This window comes from Endobacter medicaginis (genome assembly GCF_014192375.1).
GTDB lineage: Bacteria > Pseudomonadota > Alphaproteobacteria > Acetobacterales > Acetobacteraceae > Endobacter > Endobacter medicaginis.
In genome coordinates this window covers 33,727-52,711 of record NZ_JACHXV010000001.1, presented here as the reverse complement: position 1 = coordinate 52,711, position 18,985 = coordinate 33,727, and the positions used below count along the sequence as shown (strand labels likewise).

The following is an 18,985-nucleotide window of genomic DNA, read 5'->3' as shown; positions in this document are numbered from 1 at the left end:
GCGCGCGATGGTCGGCAGCACGCGGTCGGGAGAGATCGTGGCGACGCCCATCTGCGTGCTCAGGCCGCGACCTTCGCCGCCCCATGGCCGAGCAGCGCGATCAGCGTGCCCAGCCGCCCGGGCAGCTCGCGTCGGGCGACCACCATGTCCAGCATGCCGTGATCAAGCAGGTATTCCGAACGCTGGAACCCCTCCGGCAGCGTCTCGCGCACCGTCTGCTGGATCACCCGCTGGCCGGCAAACCCGATCAGCGCGTTCGGCTCGGCGATCTGCACGTCGCCGAGCATGGCGAAGGAGGCCGTCACGCCGCCGGTGGTCGGGTTGGTCAGCACGACGATGTAGGGCAGCTTCGCCTCGCGCAGCATCTGCCGCGCGATCACCGAGCGCGGCATCTGCATCAGGCTGATCATCCCCTCCTGCATGCGCGCTCCGCCCGAGGCGGTGAACACCACCAGGGCCGCCTTCTGCAACACCGCCAGCCGCGCCGCGGCCACCAGCCCCTCGCCGACCGCCGCCCCCATCGTGCCGGACAGGAACTCGAATGCCAGCACCGCCACCACCGCCGGCTCGCCGCCGATCGTGCCGTGTGCGACCATCAGCGCATCGTCGTGGCCGGTGGCGGCGCGCGCCTCCTTCAGGCGGTCGGGGTAGCGCTTGCGGTCGCGAAACCCCAGCGGATCATGCGGCGCCTTCGGCAGCTCGATGCGGGTGTACTGGCCGTCATCGAAGGTCCAGGCCAGCCGCTCGGCGGCGTCCGCGCGCATGTGGTGGCTGCAATGCGGGCAGACCTTGAGGTTCTTCTCCAGATCCTTGACGAAGATCATCTGCTTGCACGCGTCGCACTGCACCCACAGATTGTCGGGCACCTCGCGCTTGCCGAGCAGGTTGCGGATCTTCGGCCGCACATAGGTGGTCAGCCAGCTCATCGAACGTCTTCCTTGATCTTCTGCGGGGCCCGCACCGCGGCGGCGAGGGCGCGCACCTCCGCAAGCACCGAATCCACGGTGCCCGGCGTGGCCCGTCCCCGGTCGTCCAGGGTCGCGGCCAGCGTCTCGATCAGCACCGAGGCGACCACCGCCGCATCGCCGATCCGCGCGGCCCCGGCCGCCTGTGCCGGTGTCCGCACGCCGAAGCCGATCGCCACCGGCAGGCGGCTGGCGGCACGGATGCGGGGCAGGGCGGCGGCAAGCTCGTCCGAACTCGCGCTGCGCGTGCCGGTGATGCCGGTGATCGACACATAATAGATGAAGCCCGACGCCCCCTCGAGCACCACCGGCAGCCGCGCCGCATCGGTGGTCGGCGCGACCAGCCGGATGATGTCGAGGCCGGCGGCGGCGGCGTGCGGCGCGAGCAGGTCCGCCTCCTCGGCCGGCATGTCGACCACGATCAGCCCGTCCACCCCGGCGGCGGCGGCATCGTTGCAGAAGCGCTCGGGCCCGTAGCTGTCGATCGGGTTGAGATAGCCCATCAGCACCACCGGCGTGGTGGTGTCGTGCGCGCGGAAGCGGGCCACCATCGCCAGCACCCCGGCCAGCGTCGCCCCGGCCGCAAGCCCGCGCCGTGCGGCGCGCTGGATGGTTGGTCCGTCGGCCATCGGATCGGAGAACGGCACCCCGATCTCGATCAGGTCCGCGCCTGCCTCCGCCATCCCGGCCAGGATCGCCTCGGATGTGGCGAGATCCGGATCGTAGGCCTGGAGATAGGGGATCAGCGCGCCGCGCCCCGCGGCGGCGAGCTCGGCGAAGCGCCCGGCGATGCGGCTCACAACGTCACTCCGAGATGCTCGGCCACGGTATAGATGTCCTTGTCGCCACGCCCCGACAGGTTGACCACGACGATCGCCTCCGCCGGCAGGGTCGGCGCGAGCTTCGCCACATGGGCCAGCGCGTGCGCGCTCTCCAGCGCCGGCAGGATGCCCTCGGTGCGGGCGAGCTGCGTGAAGGCGGCGAGCGCCTCCTCGTCGGTCGCGCCGACATACTCGCCGCGCCCGGTGTCATACAGCCACGAATGCTCCGGCCCGATGCCGGGATAGTCGAGCCCGGCGGAAATCGAGTGCGCCTCCTCGATCTGCCCGTCCGCGTCCTGCAGCAGGTAGGTGCGGTTGCCGTGCAGCACGCCGGGACGGCCGCGATTGAGGCTGGCCGCGGTCTGGCCGGAATCGAACCCGTGCCCCGCCGCCTCGACGCCAATCAGCCGCACGCCGTCATCGTCGAGGAACGGGTGAAAGATGCCCATCGCGTTCGACCCGCCGCCGACGCAGGCCACGATCGCATCCGGCAGCCGGCCTTCGGCGGCGAGGATCTGCGCACGGGTCTCGTCGCCGATGACGCACTGGAAGTCGCGCACCATGGCCGGGTAGGGGGCGGGGCCGGCGACGGTGCCGATCAGGTAATAGGTGGTCGCGACGTTGGCGACCCAGTCGCGCATCGCCTCGTTCATCGCGTCCTTGAGCGTGCCCGCGCCCGCCTTCACCGCATGGACCTTCGCGCCCAGCAGCCGCATGCGGAATACGTTGGGCTGCTGGCGGACCACGTCGGTCTCGCCCATGAAAATCTCGCATTCCAGCCCGAACAGCGCACACACCGTGGCGGTGGCCACCCCGTGCTGCCCCGCCCCGGTCTCGGCGATGATGCGCTTCTTGCCCATCCGCCGGGCCAGCAGGATCTGGCCCATGACGTTGTTGAGCTTGTGCGAGCCGGTGTGGTTGAGCTCCTCGCGCTTGAGATAGACCTTTGCCCCCCCCAGCTCCTCGGTCAGCCGGCGCGCCAGCCACAGCGGGCTCGGCCGGCCGACATAATCCTTCAGATGGAAATCGAGCTCGCGGCGGAAGCCGGGATCGGCCTTCGCCGCCTCGTACGCCGCCTCCAGCTCGAGGATCGGCGGCATCAGCGTCTCGGCGACGAAGCGTCCGCCATGCTGCCCGAACCGGCCGCGCGCATCCGGCCCGCTCCGCCGGCTGTTCGGCGTCAGGTGGTCGTGCGTGACAGTTTCATGATCGGGGAACGCGCTCATCGCGCCTGCTTTAACGCAACGCCCGCCCCTGCGTCACCCTGCGCGTCGCGCAGCTCCCCCTTGCGAAGCCCCCCGCCCCGCGCAACGCTGCCATTCGATGATCCTCGCCCATCCGCCCCGCATCAAGCCGTTCCCCGTCACCAGCCCGGCCGAGGCCGACCAGGCGGTCTGGCTGGACCTGCTCGACCCCAGCCCCGAGGACATCCGCCTGGTGGAGGCGGCCACCGGGCTCGAAATCCCCACCCGCGCCGACCTGGAGGAGATCGAGACCTCCTCGCGCCAGTATCGCGAGGGCGACGTGCTCTATCTGAGCATGACGCTGCTGCGCCGGGTCGAGGGCGGGGTGTTCAAGGGTCCGCTCGGCTTCGTGCTGTCGCGCGACCACCTGCTCAGCCTGCGCTACACCGATTACCCGGTGTTCCAGCTCTTCTCCGACCGGCTGGCCAAGGGGGAGGAGCATGTCGGCAGCTCGGCCATGTTCGTCGGCCTGCTGGAGGCGATCATCGACCGCCTCGCCGACATCCTCGAGCATACCGGCGGCGAGCTCGACCGGCTGTCGCGCCGCATCTTCAATGTCGAGGCTGGCGGCCGCCTCCGCCGCCCCGAACGCCAGCACGACCGCGCCATGCGCCTCACCCTCGCCCAGATCGGCCGCACCGGCGAGCTGGTCTCGGCGGTGCGCGATTCACTGCTCGGCGTGCAGCGCATCTGCTCGTATCTCGCCGACAACACCTTCGACACCTGCCCCGCCGCGATCGGCCAGCGCCTGCAGACGCTGCAGCGCGACGTCGGCTCGCTGACCGACTATGAGAACCAATGCATGGAGAAGGTGCATTTCCTGCTCGATGCCACGCTCGGTTTCATCAACATCGACCAGAATGGCGGGCTGCGGCTGCTGACCGTGGTCAGCTTCATCGGCGTGCCCCCCACCCTGGTCGCCTCGATCTACGGCATGAATTTCGAGCACATGCCGGAGCTGCACTGGCATTACGGCTACTTCTATGCGCTGGCGCTGATGGCGGTGACGATCTGCCTGCCGCTGCTGTGGTTCTGGCGCAAGGGCTGGCTCGGACGTAGCGCTTAAACGTGCCCGCAGCGGTCATCCGGGGCGTTGTCGTTGACATGGTGGGGCTGATCGCCTAACTGCCGGATGTTCGGCGCGAGCAGCCCGACCTTGGTCGACCGGCTCGCGTCTGACCCCCGCCGTTTTCTCGTCCTGCCGGACACATCACCCACAGACGCCCGGTTTTCCCGGACCCCCTCGTCCCGACCCTTGGACGACCCGTCTGCCGTGCCCGCGGGATCCCTGATTGATTTCCGAGGCTCATTTCTCGATGCATCTTGCCGAACTCAAGGCCAAAACCCCGGCCGACCTGCTTTCCCTGGCCGAATCGCTGCAGATCGAGAACGCATCATCGCTGCGCAAGCAGGACATGATGTTCGCCATCCTCAAGGCGCTGGCCGACAACGAGCAGGCGATCTTCGGCATCGGCACGCTGGAAATCCTCCCCGACGGGTTCGGCTTCCTGCGCAGCCCGGAATCGAACTACCTGCCCGGCCCCGACGACATCTATGTCAGTCCCTCCCAGGTGCGGCGCTTCGCGCTGCGCACCGGCGACACCGTCGAGGGCGAGATCCGCGCCCCGCGTGACGGCGAGCGCTATTTCGCGCTGCTGAAGGTCAACACGATCAATTTCGAGGCCCCCGACGCGGTCCGCCACCGCATCAACTTCGACAACCTCACCCCGCTCTACCCCGACCGCCGCCTCAAGATGGAGAACGACACCGTTCCCGTCGGCCAGAGCCAGGCGCCTGCCGTCGCCACACCCGCGCCGGCGCCCGCGGCCGCGCCGGCCGCCGGCGAGGTGCTGACGCTGCGCGCCGACAAGGGCGACAAGCAGGCCCGCACCAAGGACTACACCCCGCGCATCATCGACCTCGTGGCCCCGATCGGCATGGGCCAGCGCGCCCTCGTCGTCGCCCCGCCGCGCACCGGCAAGACGGTGATGCTGCAGTCGATCGCGTCGGCCATCACCGCCAACAACCCCGACGTGTTCCTCATCGTGCTGCTGATCGACGAGCGTCCCGAGGAAGTCACCGACATGGCCCGCTCGGTGCGCGGCGAGGTCGTCGCCTCCACCTTCGACGAGCCCTCGACCCGCCACGTGCAGGTCGCCGAGATGGTGATCGAGAAGGCCAAGCGCCTCGTCGAGCACAAGCGCGACGTCGTCATCCTGCTCGATTCCATCACCCGACTCGCACGTGCCTACAACGCCGTGGTGCCCTCCTCGGGCAAGGTGCTGACCGGTGGTGTCGACGCCAACGCGCTCCAGCGGCCGAAGCGCTTCTTCGGTGCGGCGCGCAACATCGAGCAGGGCGGCTCGCTGACCATCATCGCGACCGCCTTGATCGACACCGGCTCGCGCATGGACGAGGTGATCTTCGAGGAGTTCAAGGGCACCGGCAACTCCGAGCTGATCCTCGACCGCAAGCTCTCCGATCGCCGCACCTTCCCGGCCATCGACATCACCAAGTCCGGCACCCGCAAGGAAGAGATGCTGGTCGACCGCGCCACCCTGTCGAAGATGTGGGTGCTGCGCCGTATCCTCAGCCCGATGGGCAGCCAGGACGCGATGGACTTCCTCATCGACAAGCTGAAATACAGCAAGTCCAATCAGGATTTCTTCGACGCCATGAATACCTGAGGGGCGGGGGCGCCCAGAACGGCCATCTGGCGCGAGAGGCCTGCGCTTCCGGTGCTCACGGCCATCAAGGCCGCTCCGCTCCGGTTCTCGTCCTCTCACGCCATCTGACCATTCTGGACGCCCCCTCGTCCTTTTCGGTCCGGGCTTGGGCCGATTATTTCTTCAGGCAGCTGCTCATGAAGGCCTTGCGGGCGTCGCCCTTCAGGGTCTTGGCCTGGGGGTCGGCGTTGCAGGCCTTCATCCGCTCCTGCGGGGTGGCGGGCTTGGCCGGGGCGTCGGTGGGTTCGCCCCTGAGGCAGTGGCTCATGAAGTCCTTGCGCGCCGCGCCGGCGACGGCCTTGGTCTTCGCCTCGGTGTTGCAGGTCTTCATCAGGGTCTGCTGTGCATTTTCGGCACGCGCCGGCACCGCAAAAGCAAGCGACAGGCCGCACAGGGCCGTACAGATGGCAATCCTCATCGGTGGCGCCCTCCCCAAGGCGCAAGGCTCGTCCGCTCCGCTCCCCGGCGCCGATCGCCGGACGATGTTCGGACAACGCAACAATAGGGTGACAGGCGCCGCACACGCCATAGACTTGTCCGCACCGCAACGGAGTATCCCGACATGAGCGATTCCTCTTCCGACGACGACCTCACCCTCGAGCCGGGCGAGTTCGCGCTGGTGATCGGCCAGCAGGGCGAGCACATGTCGGTGCGCATTGCGTCCGCCACCGAGATCGACGAGGACGCGCCGGAACTTCCGGTGCCGGCCCTGCTCGTCGCGGCCCTGGCCAAGCGCCTGCTCGACGATCCCGAGTTCCACGACGAGATGCTCGACTGGTACGACGAGAACGCCGGCGACGACGAAGACGAGCCCTGAGCGGTCGTCTGGAATGTCCGGCACCGGCCCGCACCCCCACCCCGGGGTGCGGGCCGGCGTCGGATTGGAAGAAAACGCCGGCTCAGTTCGTAGTCTTGAGATAATCGATGATCGCCGCCCGGGTGGCCGCGTCGGGCTGGTGATAGATCATGATCGTGCCGGGAATCACCTTCTTCGGGTCGGTGAGCCAGGCGTCGAGATGCGGCTGGTCCCAGACGAAATCCGCCTTGGCGAAGCCGGCCGTGTAGTGGAATCCGGCGACGCTGCCCGGCTTGCGGCCGACCACACCCTTGAGATTCGGACCCATCTTGAAGCCCGGCGCGGGGCCGATCGCGTGGCAGGTGGAGCACTGGCTCTTGAACAGCGCCGCGCCGTCGGCGGCGTCCGCCCGGTCGGGTGCGAGGGCAAGGGCGGGGACAAGCAGGGCGGCCGCAAGGCCGGCCCGGTGGAACTGCGCACGAATTTTGCTCATTGGCGCAGGCTAAGGCAAAAATCCGTCGTCAGGCAATGCAAACCCGTTGCCCTTGTGACAGGAAAATCATCCTCCGGAGATCAAACCTTACAGTCGACGTAACGATGCAGCGACGAAAGCCGGGCACAATGCCCCACGATGCATCACGACAGGCCCGACCCCACACGCATGACCTGCACCGTTCGACCCTGGGACGCGCTTGCCCGTCCCATCGCCCTCGCCGGGATACGTGGCTTCGACCTCGCGCTGGCCTGTGGAGCCTTGCTGCTGATCGGGCTCGTGCTCGGCCCGGTGGCGACGATCCCGATGCAGATCCCGCTCGATTACAACGAGGGATGGAATGCCGGTTTCGCTGCCAGGGCGGTCATGCCCGGTACCGGACCGCTCTATCCCGGTCCCGACACGCTGGTGTTCAACAACTACCCGCCGCTCGGCTTCCTGATCGTCGGTGCGGCCGGGCGATGGCTGGTGGGTGACATGATCGTGGCCGGGCGGATCATCGCCCTGCTCGGCCTGCTGGCCAGCGGCGCGCTGGTCGCGCTGTGCCTGCGCCGCCTCGGCCTCGCCTGGCGCCCGGCGATCGCCGGCGGGCTCGCCATGCTGCTGCTGATCGCCACCTGGTTCCGCGTCTATGTCGCGATGGACGATCCGCAATGGCTGGCGCATGCGGTGATGCTCGCCGGGCTGGCGGTGCTGGTCGACCGCCCGGAGCGGCTGCGCGGTGGGCCGCTGCCGGTGGTCCGCATCGCCGCCGCGGCGCTGCTGATGGTGATGGCCGGCTTCATCAAGCACAATCTGGTCGCACTCCCCCTTGCCACCACGATCTGGCTGCTGTGGCTGCGGCCGCGCGCCTGCGCGGTGTGGCTGGCCGCCGCCGCCGTGGCGCTGGCCGCGGGGGCGATGATGGTCTGGCTCGCCTGGGGTGCGGATGCCTTCGCCGACATCCTCGGTCACCATCGCGTCTTTACCCCCGCGCGGGCGCTGTTCGGGCTGCAGAAACTGCTGCCGCTGATCCCGGCCGGGCTGGTGATCGGGCTGATGCTCAGACGCTCGCCGCATCGCATCGCCCTCGGGCTCGTCGTTCCTTTCCTCGCCGTCGCCCTGGTCACCGGCGTGCTCCAGCGCATCGGCGACGGCGTGTACTACAACGCGCAGTTCCCGACCGTGATCGCGCTGAGCCTCGCGCTTGGCATCGCGCTCGATGCGGCGATCGCCCGGCCGCCGCGCCTGCGCGGCACCACGATCGGCGCGCCCGCGCTGCTGGTCTTCGCCGCCCTGCCGCTGATCGGCGCCGCCCCGCAGCATCTGCGCCTCTCCGTGCAGGCGCTGACCCAGCGCGAGGCGCGTGCCGCCGCCTGGGCGCCGATGATCGGCGCCCTCGCCGCGGCCGACGGTCCGGTCGGCTGCCAGATGCTCTCGCTGTGCGCCTGGGCAGGCCGGCCCTTCGGCGTCGACATGTTCAACCTCACCCAGAAGGTGCTGACCGGCGGCCCGGATTCGGGCTTCGCCGCGATGCTCGCCGCGCATCGCTTCGCCCTGATCGAGGACGATCCCCACTCCTCGATCCATGCCGAGGCACGAGATGCCATCGGCCACGACCCGTTCGCCGACATCCTTGCGCGCAACTATCGCGTGCTGCTCACCGGGCCCGGCGGAACCCGGCTGCTCGCACCGGACCCCGCCATGTCCGCGCCCTCAGAAGGACGATGACAGGGTGGCGGCGATGTAGAAGCCCGGCTGGATGTAATAGGCCGGGGCCGAGCCACCGATCGTGCTGCCGAACACGCCGCGCGTCGCCTTGGCGTTGTTCTGATAGCTGTAGATGCCGGTGCGGTAGATCGCGCCGGTCAGGTTGGCGGCGTTGATCTGGATCTGCGGCGCCTTCAGACGGCCCCAGCTATGGAAACGATAGCCGCCATAGACGCTGTTGGTGATGAAGTCGGGCATCTTCTCGTCGTTCATGAACGTCGAGTACTGCTGGCCGACATAGTCGAGATCGGTGCCGAGGAAGAAGCTGCCGTCGTCGTAGTCGATGCCGAGCTTGGCCTGCACCTTCGGGCTGGCGATCGCCCGTTTGCCGGTGGTCGGCAGGTAGTCGATGATCGTCTTGCCGTTCAGCGTCCCCGTCGCCTGAATGTTGTTGTCGACCTTGGCATCGAGATACTCGAAGGTCGCGTAAGGACGCAGGTGATACAGGATCGGCAGGGTCGAAAGCTGGATGTCGACGCCGCGCGTGGTCTGGCCGCCGGCATTTGCCGTCTGGCTGTAGGGTGCGCCGCCCACGAAATAGTTCAGCGAAATCTGCCGGTTGGTGAAGTTGTAATTGAAGAACGAGATCGAGCCGACCACCACCGGTCCGTTGTAACGGTAGCCGACTTCCTCGGAGATCGAGTATTCCGAGCGGCTGTCACCGCCGCGCTGGGTGATCTTGCCGGTGGTGTTGCTGATCTGGTCGGCCAGCGAGGCGTTGGACGGCGCGCGGAAATTGGTCGCGACACTCACATAGACCTGGTTGGCCTTGTTGAACTGCCACGACACGCCGAGCTGCGGCAGCGGCTCGGCGATGTTGAGCGTGCGGTTGTAGGTCGTGCCGGGGATGTAGTTGTCGAGGTTGCGATGTACCATCGCTTCCTTGAACCCTGCTGCCACGGTCAGGCGATTGTCGAAATACTTCGCCGTGTCGCCGAGGAACAGCATGTTGACGTTGGTGATCGTCAGCCAGTTCCGGTACCAGTAAGGCTGGCCGTTCGGCAGCGTGTAGAAGCTCGACTGGCCCCAGATGTTGGCCGCCTCGCCGGTCGCCTGATTGACCTTCACCACCGGCGAGTACTGCAGCAGGTTCGAGTACTCGTACCAGTAGCCCGCCTCGATCGTGTGATGCTTGTCGGGCGTGAACACCAGCTTGAGCACGTTGCCGGGGCGGAACTGCTCCTGGTTCGACGGCGTCAGCGCGATCGCGGTCGCCTTGGTGACCTTGCCGTCGCCGTTGAGGTCGATCGGCTCGTTGATGTTGCCATACCAGGTGCTGCCCTCGGTGAGGATCGAAGCACCCGTGCCGTTGCCGATGCCGTGCCAGAAATAGGGCGTGTCGTCGATGTGCAGGTGGCTGTTGATCACCGCGGTCGACGGCGCTGACACGATCACGTTGTTGAACGGGTTGACGTGCAGCTTGTAGTAGTTGGTGCCAGCCGTGTTCACGCCCTTGTAGTCGGCGAGATACGAGTTCGAATTCCCCTTCGAGATCAGGTTGGCGAAGTTCGCCGCGGTGAACGAGCCGTAATTGTAGCTGTCGTTGACCTGATCGTTATAGGCGACGACGAAGCTCGCCCGGCTGCCATTGGCAAAATCGTTCACGATCTTGACGTCGATGTGCTTCTTCTCCGCACCGCCCGGGCCCATGTAGTTGTTGGCATGGGTGTGGCTGAAGGCGAACATGCCGCGCAGGCCGCTGTTGCCGATCACGCCGCTGTCGAGGCGGATGAACTCGCGGTTCAGCTTGTAGGTGCCATAGCTGATGTCGACGAGGCCGCCGGGCTTCATCGCCGGGTCCTTCATCGTGAGTGTGACCAGACCGCCCGCCGCACTCACCGTCGGCGTGTCGAGATTGACCGTGCCTGGCTGGAGCTGCACGCTTTCGAGATCCTCCGCCTCGACCACCTCGTTCGAATAGAAGGCCGAATTGCCGATATCGTTGAGCGGCAGCCCCTCCAGCACATAGCCCTGCTCGGACGTGTCGAGCCCGCGCACGCGCGAGGTGCCGGAAAACAGCCCGTACGGATCGGCATCGGTGACGTTGGTGCTGGGCAGCATGCGCAGCAACTGCTGCGCGTTGGTGGTCGGCGACTGCTTGGCGATGAAGTCGCGGCTGATCGTCATCACCGCCTTCGGCGCCGTCTCCACCCGCATCAGCCCGCCGCCCGGCAGCCGGGTGCGCGCGCTGCGCCCCGTCACCAGGATGCTTTCGCTGCCCGCGCTGCTGGCCTGCGTCACCACGCGCGGTGCCGCCGGCGCATATGCCGTCGAGGTGGCCGGTGCGGCGGCGGCCGGCGCCGCCTGCGTCGTCCTGTTCTTGTGCGCGGCCGCGCCATGCCGGGCCGCATGATGCGCCCGGGCATGATGGACATGGGTCGTGTTGGGGGTCGTGCCGGCGGTCGGGCTCTGCTGCGCGAGCGCGCCCGGCGCGATCATCGCCGTGCCGGCCAGCAGGAGGGTCAGTCGTGTGTGTCGGATCATCGGGGCGGCCTCGTCAGCGATGCGGTCTGTCGCAGCGCTTCTAGCTCGTTACGCCCCCGTGTCATCACGCATGTTTGACCGCGCAGACAAGTTTGCGCCCGACTGTGTCGTTACGACAACATATCGGGATTGTTACGAACGCATGACGGATGCGCTGCGCGCCGCCCGGATGAAGGCGTCGATCAGCCCGGGGTCCTTGCGCCCGGGCGAGTGCTCGACCCCCGACGACACATCCACCGCCTCCGCCCCGCTCTCCCCGATCGCTCCGGCCACGTTGCCGGGGGTCAGTCCGCCGGCCAGCAGCCACGGCAGCGGTGCCGCCCAGCCCTGTGTCAGCCGGTGGTCGAACGCCGTTGCGTTTCCGCCCGGCAGCCGAGCCCCCGGCGGCGGTTTCGCCTCGACCAGCAGCCGCCCGATACCCGGCGGGGCGTGCTGCGGCAGGTCGGCGCGCGCGCCGACGCCGAGGGCCAGCCAGACCGGCAGCCCGAAGCGATGGCCCAGCCGGGCGGCGGTCCCGGCATCGGTGTAGAGCTGCAACCCGTCCAGCCGCACCGTGTCCAGCGCTTCCGCCACCATCGCCTCGTCAGGCCGCACGAACAGCCCGATCGCCGGCGGATGCCCCGGTGCGTCGTCGAGCAGCCGGCGGACCTGTGCCGGGCTGACCGCCCGCGGCGAGGCGGGGTGGAAGACGAAGCCGATCCAGTCCGCGCCGCGCGCCGCCTCGATCCCGGCCGCGTCGCTCAGGCCGCAGATCTTGACCGCGACCGCCATCTCACGCCGCGGCCAGCTCGTCGAGGATCGCCTGCGTGGCGGCTTCGGGATCGGCGGCGGTGGTGATCGGCCGACCGACCACGATCCAGCTGGCCCCCGCGCGTGCCGCCTCACGCGGTGTCATCACCCGAGCCTGGTCGCCCGGCGCCGCGCCGGCGGGACGGATGCCCGGCACCACCAGCACCGGATCGGCCCCATACGCCTCACGCAGCATCGCCACCTCGTGCGGGCTGCACACCAGCCCGTCCGCTCCCGCGCCCAGCGCCAGCCCGGCCAGTCGCCGCACCTGCGCCTCGGGCTGATCCGCCACCCCGGTCGCGGCAAGGGCTGCCCCATCGAGACTGGTCAGCACGGTGACCGCCAGCAGCCTCGGCCAGGCATGCCCGCCGGCCGGCAGCCCCCCTTCGGCGATGGCACTGTCGATCGCGCCCCGCGCAGCCGCCACCAGCGCCGCTCCGCCGGCGGCATGCACGGTGAGCAGCGTCGGCGACAGCGGCAGGATGCTGCGCACCGCGCCGGCGACGGTGTTGGGAATGTCATGCAGCTTGAGGTCGAGGAAGAACGGCTCGCCCTGCACCGCCGCAGCCACCCCGGCCGGCCCGTGCGCGAGGAAGAACTCCAGCCCCAGCTTCGGCATCGCGCCCAGGCCGCGCAGCCGGCCGATCATCGCCTGCGCCTGCGGCAGCTCGGGGGTGTCGATCGCGACGATCAGGCCGGTGGTCATGCCCGGCGGCTCAGCCGGCGATCGGGCCGGTCGCGATGCCCGGCGTGACCGCCGCGGGGGCGGGCGCATAGGGCGCGGGCCGCGCGGCGGTGGCGATCTGGGTGGTCAGCTCCGAAACACGCGTCTCCAGCGCCCGCACCTGCGCCTCCGCGCGCCTCGCGCGGCGGCGCTGCCCCAGCTCGCTGAACCACATCAGCAGCGCGCCGACCAGCAGCGCGGTGGCCGAGAACAGCACCAGCACCAGCCCGGTCGCCACCGGGTGATAGACGTCGTAGCTGAGGATCCTGAGCTGCAGCGGCGCGGTATTCGACAGCACGAACAGCACCAGCACGACGAGAAACACCAGTCCGATGATCACCCGCAACATCGCTCGCCCCGCTCCCTGACTGGACCGTTTCACTGCGGGACCGCTCGCCCCGGCCCGCACATCACGCTACATCGCAGGCAACGTGCTTACGCGCCAGTCCCCCCGCCGTTCATGCCAGGCGGCGACGATGTTGTCGTTGACGGCCCCGACGGATCGGACCACGCTCGCCCGGTGGCCGGCTTCTCGTCCCGCACCCCGCCGACAGCGCCCCGCCCCGCCACCGGGTCGGGTGAGGCGAATGTCGTTCCGCTGCGACGCCCGCGCGCCGAGGATTCGCTGTGGGCGGTGATCGCCTCGCTCGGCCGTCAGGACCGCATCGCCGAGATCTATCCCACCCGAGAGGCCGCACTCGCCGACCGAAGCTGGCGCGCCGCCCAGGTCGCCGCCTATGCCGGCTTCCTGGCCGGCGCCCGCCAGCCGCTGCCGCACTACTCCGTCGCCCCGATCCGCCGCTCCGACCTGCCGAAGGCCTGGCGTCCGCTGCCCGCACTCGGCTTCCTGCGCGGCACCTTCATCTAAAGGGTGTCATGGACCCGCGCCGTCCCAGGCCCCGGGCATCGCGACGGGCGTTCGCATTGTCGAGGACAGCTCATGCTCTACGAGATCGCCACCCTTTCCGGCTCCGTCTTCACCGCAAAGGGTGTCAGGCAGGGGGCCAGCGACTGGCTCGCCGGCTCCGTCGCCGGTTCGGTTCTGGGCCTGTGGACGACCGAGATCGGCCCGATCGGCGATCTGGTCGTCCTGCGCGCCTTCCCCGATGCCGACGCCCTTGCCGCCGAGCGTCGCCGCGCCCTGCACAGCGCCGATCCGTGCGGCAGCGCCTCCGCCGGCGTGAGGCTGACGATGGAGAGCTACGCGCCGTTCCCCTTCCTGCCGGCTCCCGTGCCGCGCGACTATGGCGGCGTGTTCGAGTTGCGGACATACCATCTCGTTCCCGGCGGCCTGCCCGCCACCCTGGCCGGATGGCAGCAGGCGATCGGTCCCGCCCATCGCTACACCGACCATCTCGTCACCGCCCTGTATGCGCTCGACGGCCCGCTGCGGATCACGCATCTGTGGGGCTTCGCCAGCGTCGAGGAGCGCAACGAACTGCGTCGCGATCACTATGCCGCCGGGCTGTGGCCGCCCAAGGGTGGCCCGGAGCACATCCACCACGCGACCTCGACGATCGCGCTGGCCGACCCCGGCTTTCCGATCCGCTGAGCGGCCGGCAAGGGTCGCTACCCGGCCTGCGTGCCGTCGGAACGATGGCGGTGGCGGACGATCTCGGCGATGACGCTGAGTGCGACGTCCCACGGCGCCTTGCCGCCCAGATCGAGGCCGATCGGCGCATGCAGCCGGTCGAGCTGGCCCGGTGACAGCCCATACTGCCCGATGAGCGCCGCACGATGCGCCACGAGCCGCCTGCGCGAGCCGAGCAGGCCGACATAACTGGCCGCCGAGGGCAGGGCGGCTGCCAGTGCGCGGCGGTCTGCGTCCTCGTCGTGTCCGGCGACGGCGATCGCCGTCCAGCGGTCGGGGCGTAGCGCCGCGAGGCTGTCGGCGATCCGGCCGGAATGCAGACGGATGCCGTGTCCGGGCACGGTGGTGGTCGCCGACTCGCGCAGCAGGTGGGTTTGCAGCCCGGTCTGCGCGCCGAGCAGGGCGATGGCCAGCGCACCCGGATTGTGTCCGACCACCACCAGCCGCCAGGGCGGCGGCACGCTCAGCCGCACGGTGGTGCCGTCCCAGGCGCAGCCGGCCTCGCCCGCCGCCACGGCTTCGGCCCGGCGGAGGCGGCCGTCACTGCACCAGCACAGCACCTCGCGCCCACGTCCACGCCAGACGGCGAGTGCGGGATCGTCGGGCAGCAGCCGCTCGACCAGCACGCTCATGCCGCCGCCGCAGGGCAGTTTCAGGTCAAACCAGGGGCCGCCCTCGCCATAGCGCAGCAGCAGCGGCTCGCCGGTCTCCAGCACGGATGCGGCATGTCCGACGATGTCGGCCTCGATGCAGCCGCCGGAGAGATAGCCGCAGACACCCTCGCCCGTGATCGCCATCTGGCTGCCGGGCGGCCGTGGTCCGCCGCCGTCGAGGGCGACGAGGGTCGCCAGTGCGACGGCCGCGCCGCGCTCGCTGGCGGCGAACACAAACGGCTCGACCCTGCCGTCGAGACCGAAGAACGGCCAGTCCGGCGGGGTCCAGTCGAGACGGGCCTCAGGCGTGGCGAGGGGCGCGGTGTCGGTCGACGCTCAGGCCTCGACCGGAGCCTTGGCGCGACGGCCGCGACGCGCCGGGGCGGGTTCGCTCTGCACCGGCTGGCGGCGACCGAGGCCGATCTTGCGCGCCAGCGACGAGCGATGTGCCGCATAGTTCGGCGCCACCATCGGATAGTCGCTGGGAAGGCCCCATTTCTGCCGATAGGCGTCCGGGGTGAGGTCGTAGGTGGTCATCAGATGCCGCTTGAGCATCTTGAGCTTCTTCCCGTCCTCGAGGCAGATCAGATAGTCGGGAAACACGCTCTTCTTGATCGGCACCGCCGGTACCGGCGCCGGCGCCGGCTCGGGGGCGGGCTCGCCGAGACTGCGCAGGCTCTGGTACACCTCGGTGATCAATGCCGTGACCCGGGAAGGCTCGATGGCATTATTGCTCAGATGCGCCGAGACGATCTGCGCGGTCAGGGCGAGAAGATCGTTCTTGTTGATGTCTTCAGTCATTTCTTTCCGAAATGCTCCGTCTTTCAGTCGAATTGCCGGTCGATGCGTCGCGGTCACGGTTCCGTAAAGGGAACGTCCCGCCGGTTCTGATCGGCGGTCTGCAAGCGGAGGGTGACTGCCGGATCCATTCTGGACACTTGCAAGGCGAAAACATCGTACAGACAAGACAAGTAACGGTCTTCGATTACGCGCTCGGTTCCCCGCATGCAAGACGTGAATTGCACCGGAAAATCGAAACTCATGTCGAATTGTTCATGAATCGTCAGTCACACTCATGTTCTGTTAGCACGGCGCGCCGCAGCAGCCTGCCGACATGCACGATCATGCCGATCGTCGCGATCGCGCCGATCCCGAGCCCGATGGCCTGGAACGCCGAGAGCCCGTCGGCAGCATGGCGCGCGCCCACCCGGCCCAGCCAGCCCAGCACCACATAGCCGGCCAGCGCCGGCAGGGCGGCAAGCGTGCCGAGGATGTAATGCGACGTCCTCAGCCCGGTCAGGCCGAGGGCGTAGGAGGTCAGCGCGAACGGCATCACCGGCGACACCCGCAGCAGGCACACCGTGCGCCACCCGTCGCGGGTGATGGCGCGATCGATGCGCGACAGCGCCGCGCGGCGCGACAGCATCGCCGCGATCGCCGGGCGCAGCGCAGACCGGGCGAGGGCGAAGGCGATCGCCGCCGCCGCCAGCGTGCTCGCCGCCGCCACCGCGAAGCCGAGCACCGGACCATAGGCGGCACCCGCCGCCAGCCCGACCAGCGAGGCCGGAACCACGCCGGACAGTGCGATCAGCACCTGCAGGGCGACGAATTGCGGCCAGGACCCATGCGCCCAGCCCTGCGCGTCATCGAGGGCCGCACGCAGCGGGGCGGCGAGCCCGGGGCGCAGCCGCAGGACCACCACCGTCGCTGCCAGCGCCGCCAGCAGCCCCCCGCCCAGGGCGACGCGCAGCGTGGCGGCACGCGCCGGTGCCCGCCCGGTGGCCGGCAGGCTCAAGGAGCGGCGTTGCCGCGCGGTCCCGGCAGCCCGTCCATCGGCAGGCGCAGTGCCACATCGTCCGCAAACAGCGACAGACGACGGCGCAGCATCTTCTGCATCCGGTAGCGCCCGGCGGTGCCCAGCACGCCGAAGCCATAAGTGATCGACCGGCGCAGGTTGATCGACGAGGCCTCGGCGAAATAGCGCGTCGGACAGGAGATCTCGCCGACCCGGAAGCCGAAATGCAGCGTCTGCGCCAGCATCTCGTTGTCGAACACGAAATCGTCCGAGCAGGCCAGCAGCGGCAGCCGCAGCAGCACCGCCCGGCTCCAGGCGCGGTAGCCGGTGTGATATTCCGACAGATGCGCGCCCTGGAGGATGTTCTGTGCGAGCGTGAGGCCGCGATTGGCGATGTATTTGTAGAGCGGCATGCCGCCGGCCAGCGCGCCGGAGCCCAGGATGCGCGATCCGAGCACCACGTCGAACTGCTCGGAGGCGATCATCGACGCCATCGCGATCAGCAGCCGCGGCGTATACTGGTAGTCGGGATGCAGCATCACCACGATGTCGGCGCCGCGCTGCAGTGCGACCGTGTAGCAGGTCTTCTGGTTGCCGCCGTAGCCGCGATTGGCGTCGTGGCGCACGGTGTGGATGCCCAGCGACTCGGCCAGTGCGGCGGTGTCGTCGCGGCTGGCATCGTCGGTGAGGATGATGTCGTCGACGATGTCGCGCGGGATCTCCTCGAAGGTCCGGCGCAGGGTCTTCGCCGCATTGTAGGCGGGCAGGACGACCGCGATCTTCTTGTCTGCGAGCATGTGACGATTTCGGTTCCGGCAGGTCGGGTCTTCTAGCCGCCGGTGGGGGCGTTGGACAACCCGGGCGTGTCGCGCGGCGCAGGCAGATGCGTCACCCGCCAGTCATCGGACGGCCAGCAGCGCGGCGCATGCGCCGGATCGGCGCGCCACAGCGCCACCTCCGCGCGCCAGTCGCGGCCGTCGAGCTCGCCTGCCGGCGTGGCGGCGATCGACACCAGCGCCATCCCCGCCAGCCAGACACACAGCCCCGTGGCGAGCAGTCGTCGCAGCAGCCCCCACATCCCCCGATGGCGCGAGGCCGCGATGGCCAGCAGCGCCAGCAGGGCGCAGGCCTGCGGCACGAAGGCATAACGCTCGCCGACATGGCGCAGCACGATCACGTCCTGGGGGTCGAGCATGCCGACGAACGAACCGATCGCCACCAGCCCCGCGCACAGCAGCAGCCACAGCGCGCTGCGGCATCCGAGCGCCAGCCACAGCAGCACCAGCCCCGCACACGGCCCGGCCAGCAGCGCCAGCCAGGGCGTGCGATGCAACTCCAGATCGACCCACATCGCCTTGGCCGTCTCCGCCGCTCCGTCCATGCCGAGCAGCGGCTCGAGGACCAGCTTGGCGGTGAAGGCCGACCCCACCAGCACCGGCGAGACATGCCCCCGCGCGTCGGTGCCGTGATAGAACAGCCCCACCTGCACCGCCGCCCCCGCGCCCAGCATGCCGAGCTGCCACAGCCGCTCGCGGCGCGCGGCCCGCTCGACGCCGCAGCGCAGTGCCAGCAGCGGCAGCAGCATCACTGACACCATGCCCGACAGCGGTGCGACCAGCAGCAGCGCGCGGTATGCCCGGGCGGTGCGGCCGCGCTCCGCGTCGAGCGAGACGATCAGCGCAGTGGCAAGTGCGAGCTGGAACTGCACATGCAGCGTGTTGAGCCACACCTCCTCCGCCGCCGGCACGATCATCACCAGCGCGACCGCCGCCAGCCGCACCGGCCCCCGGCGCAGCCACGGCGTCTGGCTGGTGGCCAGCACCAGCACCGGGCAGGCCATGCCGGCGATGGCGATCGCCTCTGTCACCCTGGGCGCGAGCTCCACCGGCACCAGCCAGCGGGCCAGCGCGCCGGCGAGGTCGGCCGGCAGGTTCAGATAGCCGGCATACGACCACAGCGCCGCCGGCCAGAAGCCGACCTGCCAGGCATGGTCGTAGAAGACGCCGCATTCCTCCGCCCAGAAGCGGCCCTGCAGGAACACCACTGGTTCGCGCCAGGCCAGCAGGGCCACGAACACGGCAAGACAGGCGGCAAGCGTCAGGGCGCCCCGGCCATGGCGGCCGAGACGCGTCGCGATCGGCGGCATCAGGACGGC

General features: G+C 69.3%; 20 protein-coding genes. 6 read left to right on the top strand and 14 right to left on the bottom strand.

Annotation, left to right across the window (positions count from 1 at the left end; genetic code table 11):
• Positions 1 to 59: 59 nt before the first annotated feature.
• The 3 genes from accD to trpB are packed head-to-tail and all read right to left on the bottom strand — an operon-like array spanning position 60 to position 3,012.
• The gene (gene accD / locus FHR90_RS00265; RefSeq protein WP_176626107.1) at positions 60 to 926 is read right to left on the bottom strand and encodes an acetyl-CoA carboxylase, carboxyltransferase subunit beta; all 867 of its coding nucleotides are present in this window, start codon (positions 924 to 926) and stop codon (positions 60 to 62) included.
• Positions 923 to 1,765 (bottom strand): tryptophan synthase subunit alpha, encoded by an 843-nt coding sequence (gene trpA, locus FHR90_RS00260; RefSeq protein WP_183274567.1) that lies wholly within the window; start codon positions 1,763 to 1,765, stop codon positions 923 to 925. The genes accD and trpA overlap by 4 nt, the downstream gene beginning before the upstream one ends.
• On the bottom strand, positions 1,762 to 3,012 hold the full coding sequence (gene trpB, locus FHR90_RS00255; RefSeq protein WP_176625238.1) for a tryptophan synthase subunit beta: 1,251 nt from the start codon (positions 3,010 to 3,012) through the stop codon (positions 1,762 to 1,764). Before trpB ends, trpA begins: the two co-directional genes overlap by 4 nt.
• 97 nt (positions 3,013 to 3,109) lie before the next feature.
• On the opposite strand from trpB, the gene FHR90_RS00250 reads away from it, so the two are divergent.
• The gene (locus tag FHR90_RS00250) at positions 3,110 to 4,096 is read left to right on the top strand and encodes a magnesium transporter CorA family protein (RefSeq protein WP_176625236.1); all 987 of its coding nucleotides are present in this window, start codon (positions 3,110 to 3,112) and stop codon (positions 4,094 to 4,096) included.
• 250 nt (positions 4,097 to 4,346) lie between these two features.
• Positions 4,347 to 5,717: a transcription termination factor Rho gene (rho, locus tag FHR90_RS00245; RefSeq protein ID WP_183274566.1), complete on the top strand. Its 1,371-nt coding sequence runs from the start codon at positions 4,347 to 4,349 to the stop codon at positions 5,715 to 5,717.
• A 154-nt stretch (positions 5,718 to 5,871) separates the two neighbouring features.
• On the opposite strand, the gene FHR90_RS00240 is transcribed toward rho, so the two are convergent.
• A complete protein-coding gene (locus FHR90_RS00240; protein WP_176625688.1) occupies positions 5,872 to 6,174 on the bottom strand; it encodes a PsiF family protein in 303 nt (100 codons plus the stop codon).
• Positions 6,175 to 6,318: 144 nt separating this feature from the next.
• Between FHR90_RS00240 and FHR90_RS00235 the strand changes: the two genes are divergently transcribed.
• Positions 6,319 to 6,573 (top strand): hypothetical protein, encoded by a 255-nt coding sequence (locus FHR90_RS00235; protein ID WP_176625687.1) that lies wholly within the window; start codon positions 6,319 to 6,321, stop codon positions 6,571 to 6,573.
• A gap of 82 nt (positions 6,574 to 6,655) precedes the next feature.
• Here the strand turns inward: FHR90_RS00235 and FHR90_RS00230 are convergent, their stop codons facing one another.
• Positions 6,656 to 7,045 carry a c-type cytochrome gene (locus FHR90_RS00230; RefSeq protein WP_176625686.1) on the bottom strand — a complete coding sequence of 130 codons (390 nt, stop codon included), beginning with the start codon at positions 7,043 to 7,045 and terminating at the stop codon, positions 6,656 to 6,658.
• A gap of 168 nt (positions 7,046 to 7,213) precedes the next feature.
• Between FHR90_RS00230 and FHR90_RS00225 the strand changes: the two genes are divergently transcribed.
• Positions 7,214 to 8,755: a hypothetical protein gene (locus FHR90_RS00225; protein WP_183274565.1), complete on the top strand. Its 1,542-nt coding sequence runs from the start codon at positions 7,214 to 7,216 to the stop codon at positions 8,753 to 8,755.
• On the opposite strand, the gene FHR90_RS00220 is transcribed toward FHR90_RS00225, so the two are convergent.
• The 4 genes from FHR90_RS00220 to FHR90_RS00205 all read right to left on the bottom strand — a co-directional run bounded on the left by FHR90_RS00220 (position 8,741) and on the right by FHR90_RS00205 (position 13,140).
• Positions 8,741 to 11,278 carry a TonB-dependent receptor gene (locus FHR90_RS00220; RefSeq protein ID WP_183274564.1) on the bottom strand — a complete coding sequence of 846 codons (2,538 nt, stop codon included), beginning with the start codon at positions 11,276 to 11,278 and terminating at the stop codon, positions 8,741 to 8,743. The genes FHR90_RS00225 and FHR90_RS00220 overlap by 15 nt on opposite strands.
• 132 nt (positions 11,279 to 11,410) lie before the next feature.
• On the bottom strand, positions 11,411 to 12,049 hold the full coding sequence (locus tag FHR90_RS00215) for a phosphoribosylanthranilate isomerase (protein WP_183274563.1): 639 nt from the start codon (positions 12,047 to 12,049) through the stop codon (positions 11,411 to 11,413).
• 1 nt (position 12,050) lies between these two features.
• On the bottom strand, positions 12,051 to 12,773 hold the full coding sequence (pyrF, locus tag FHR90_RS00210) for an orotidine-5'-phosphate decarboxylase (protein ID WP_183274562.1): 723 nt from the start codon (positions 12,771 to 12,773) through the stop codon (positions 12,051 to 12,053).
• A gap of 10 nt (positions 12,774 to 12,783) precedes the next feature.
• The gene (locus FHR90_RS00205; protein WP_183274561.1) at positions 12,784 to 13,140 is read right to left on the bottom strand and encodes a lipopolysaccharide assembly protein LapA domain-containing protein; all 357 of its coding nucleotides are present in this window, start codon (positions 13,138 to 13,140) and stop codon (positions 12,784 to 12,786) included.
• Positions 13,141 to 13,389: 249 nt separating this feature from the next.
• Between FHR90_RS00205 and FHR90_RS00200 the strand changes: the two genes are divergently transcribed.
• Both FHR90_RS00200 and FHR90_RS00195 read left to right on the top strand, forming a co-directional pair.
• Complete coding sequence (locus FHR90_RS00200; protein WP_176626327.1) at positions 13,390 to 13,659, top strand: hypothetical protein; 270 nt, start codon at positions 13,390 to 13,392, stop codon at positions 13,657 to 13,659.
• A 72-nt stretch (positions 13,660 to 13,731) separates the two neighbouring features.
• A complete protein-coding gene (locus FHR90_RS00195; RefSeq protein WP_176626323.1) occupies positions 13,732 to 14,343 on the top strand; it encodes an NIPSNAP family protein in 612 nt (203 codons plus the stop codon).
• Positions 14,344 to 14,360: 17 nt separating this feature from the next.
• Here the strand turns inward: FHR90_RS00195 and FHR90_RS00190 are convergent, their stop codons facing one another.
• From FHR90_RS00190 to FHR90_RS00170, 5 genes are all read right to left on the bottom strand, one after another.
• The gene (locus FHR90_RS00190) at positions 14,361 to 15,269 is read right to left on the bottom strand and encodes an XdhC family protein (RefSeq protein ID WP_183274560.1); all 909 of its coding nucleotides are present in this window, start codon (positions 15,267 to 15,269) and stop codon (positions 14,361 to 14,363) included.
• 102 nt (positions 15,270 to 15,371) lie between these two features.
• Positions 15,372 to 15,836, bottom strand: a complete 465-nt coding sequence (locus FHR90_RS00185) for a MucR family transcriptional regulator (protein WP_183274559.1) — start codon at positions 15,834 to 15,836, stop codon at positions 15,372 to 15,374.
• Between the two features lie 262 nt (positions 15,837 to 16,098).
• Complete coding sequence (locus FHR90_RS00180) at positions 16,099 to 16,830, bottom strand: TVP38/TMEM64 family protein (RefSeq protein ID WP_183274558.1); 732 nt, start codon at positions 16,828 to 16,830, stop codon at positions 16,099 to 16,101.
• Positions 16,827 to 17,627: a glycosyltransferase family 2 protein gene (locus FHR90_RS00175; RefSeq protein WP_176626945.1), complete on the bottom strand. Its 801-nt coding sequence runs from the start codon at positions 17,625 to 17,627 to the stop codon at positions 16,827 to 16,829. Before FHR90_RS00175 ends, FHR90_RS00180 begins: the two co-directional genes overlap by 4 nt.
• A gap of 32 nt (positions 17,628 to 17,659) precedes the next feature.
• On the bottom strand, positions 17,660 to 18,976 hold the full coding sequence (locus tag FHR90_RS00170; protein ID WP_183274557.1) for a hypothetical protein: 1,317 nt from the start codon (positions 18,974 to 18,976) through the stop codon (positions 17,660 to 17,662).
• Between the last annotated feature and the right edge of the window lie 9 nt (positions 18,977 to 18,985).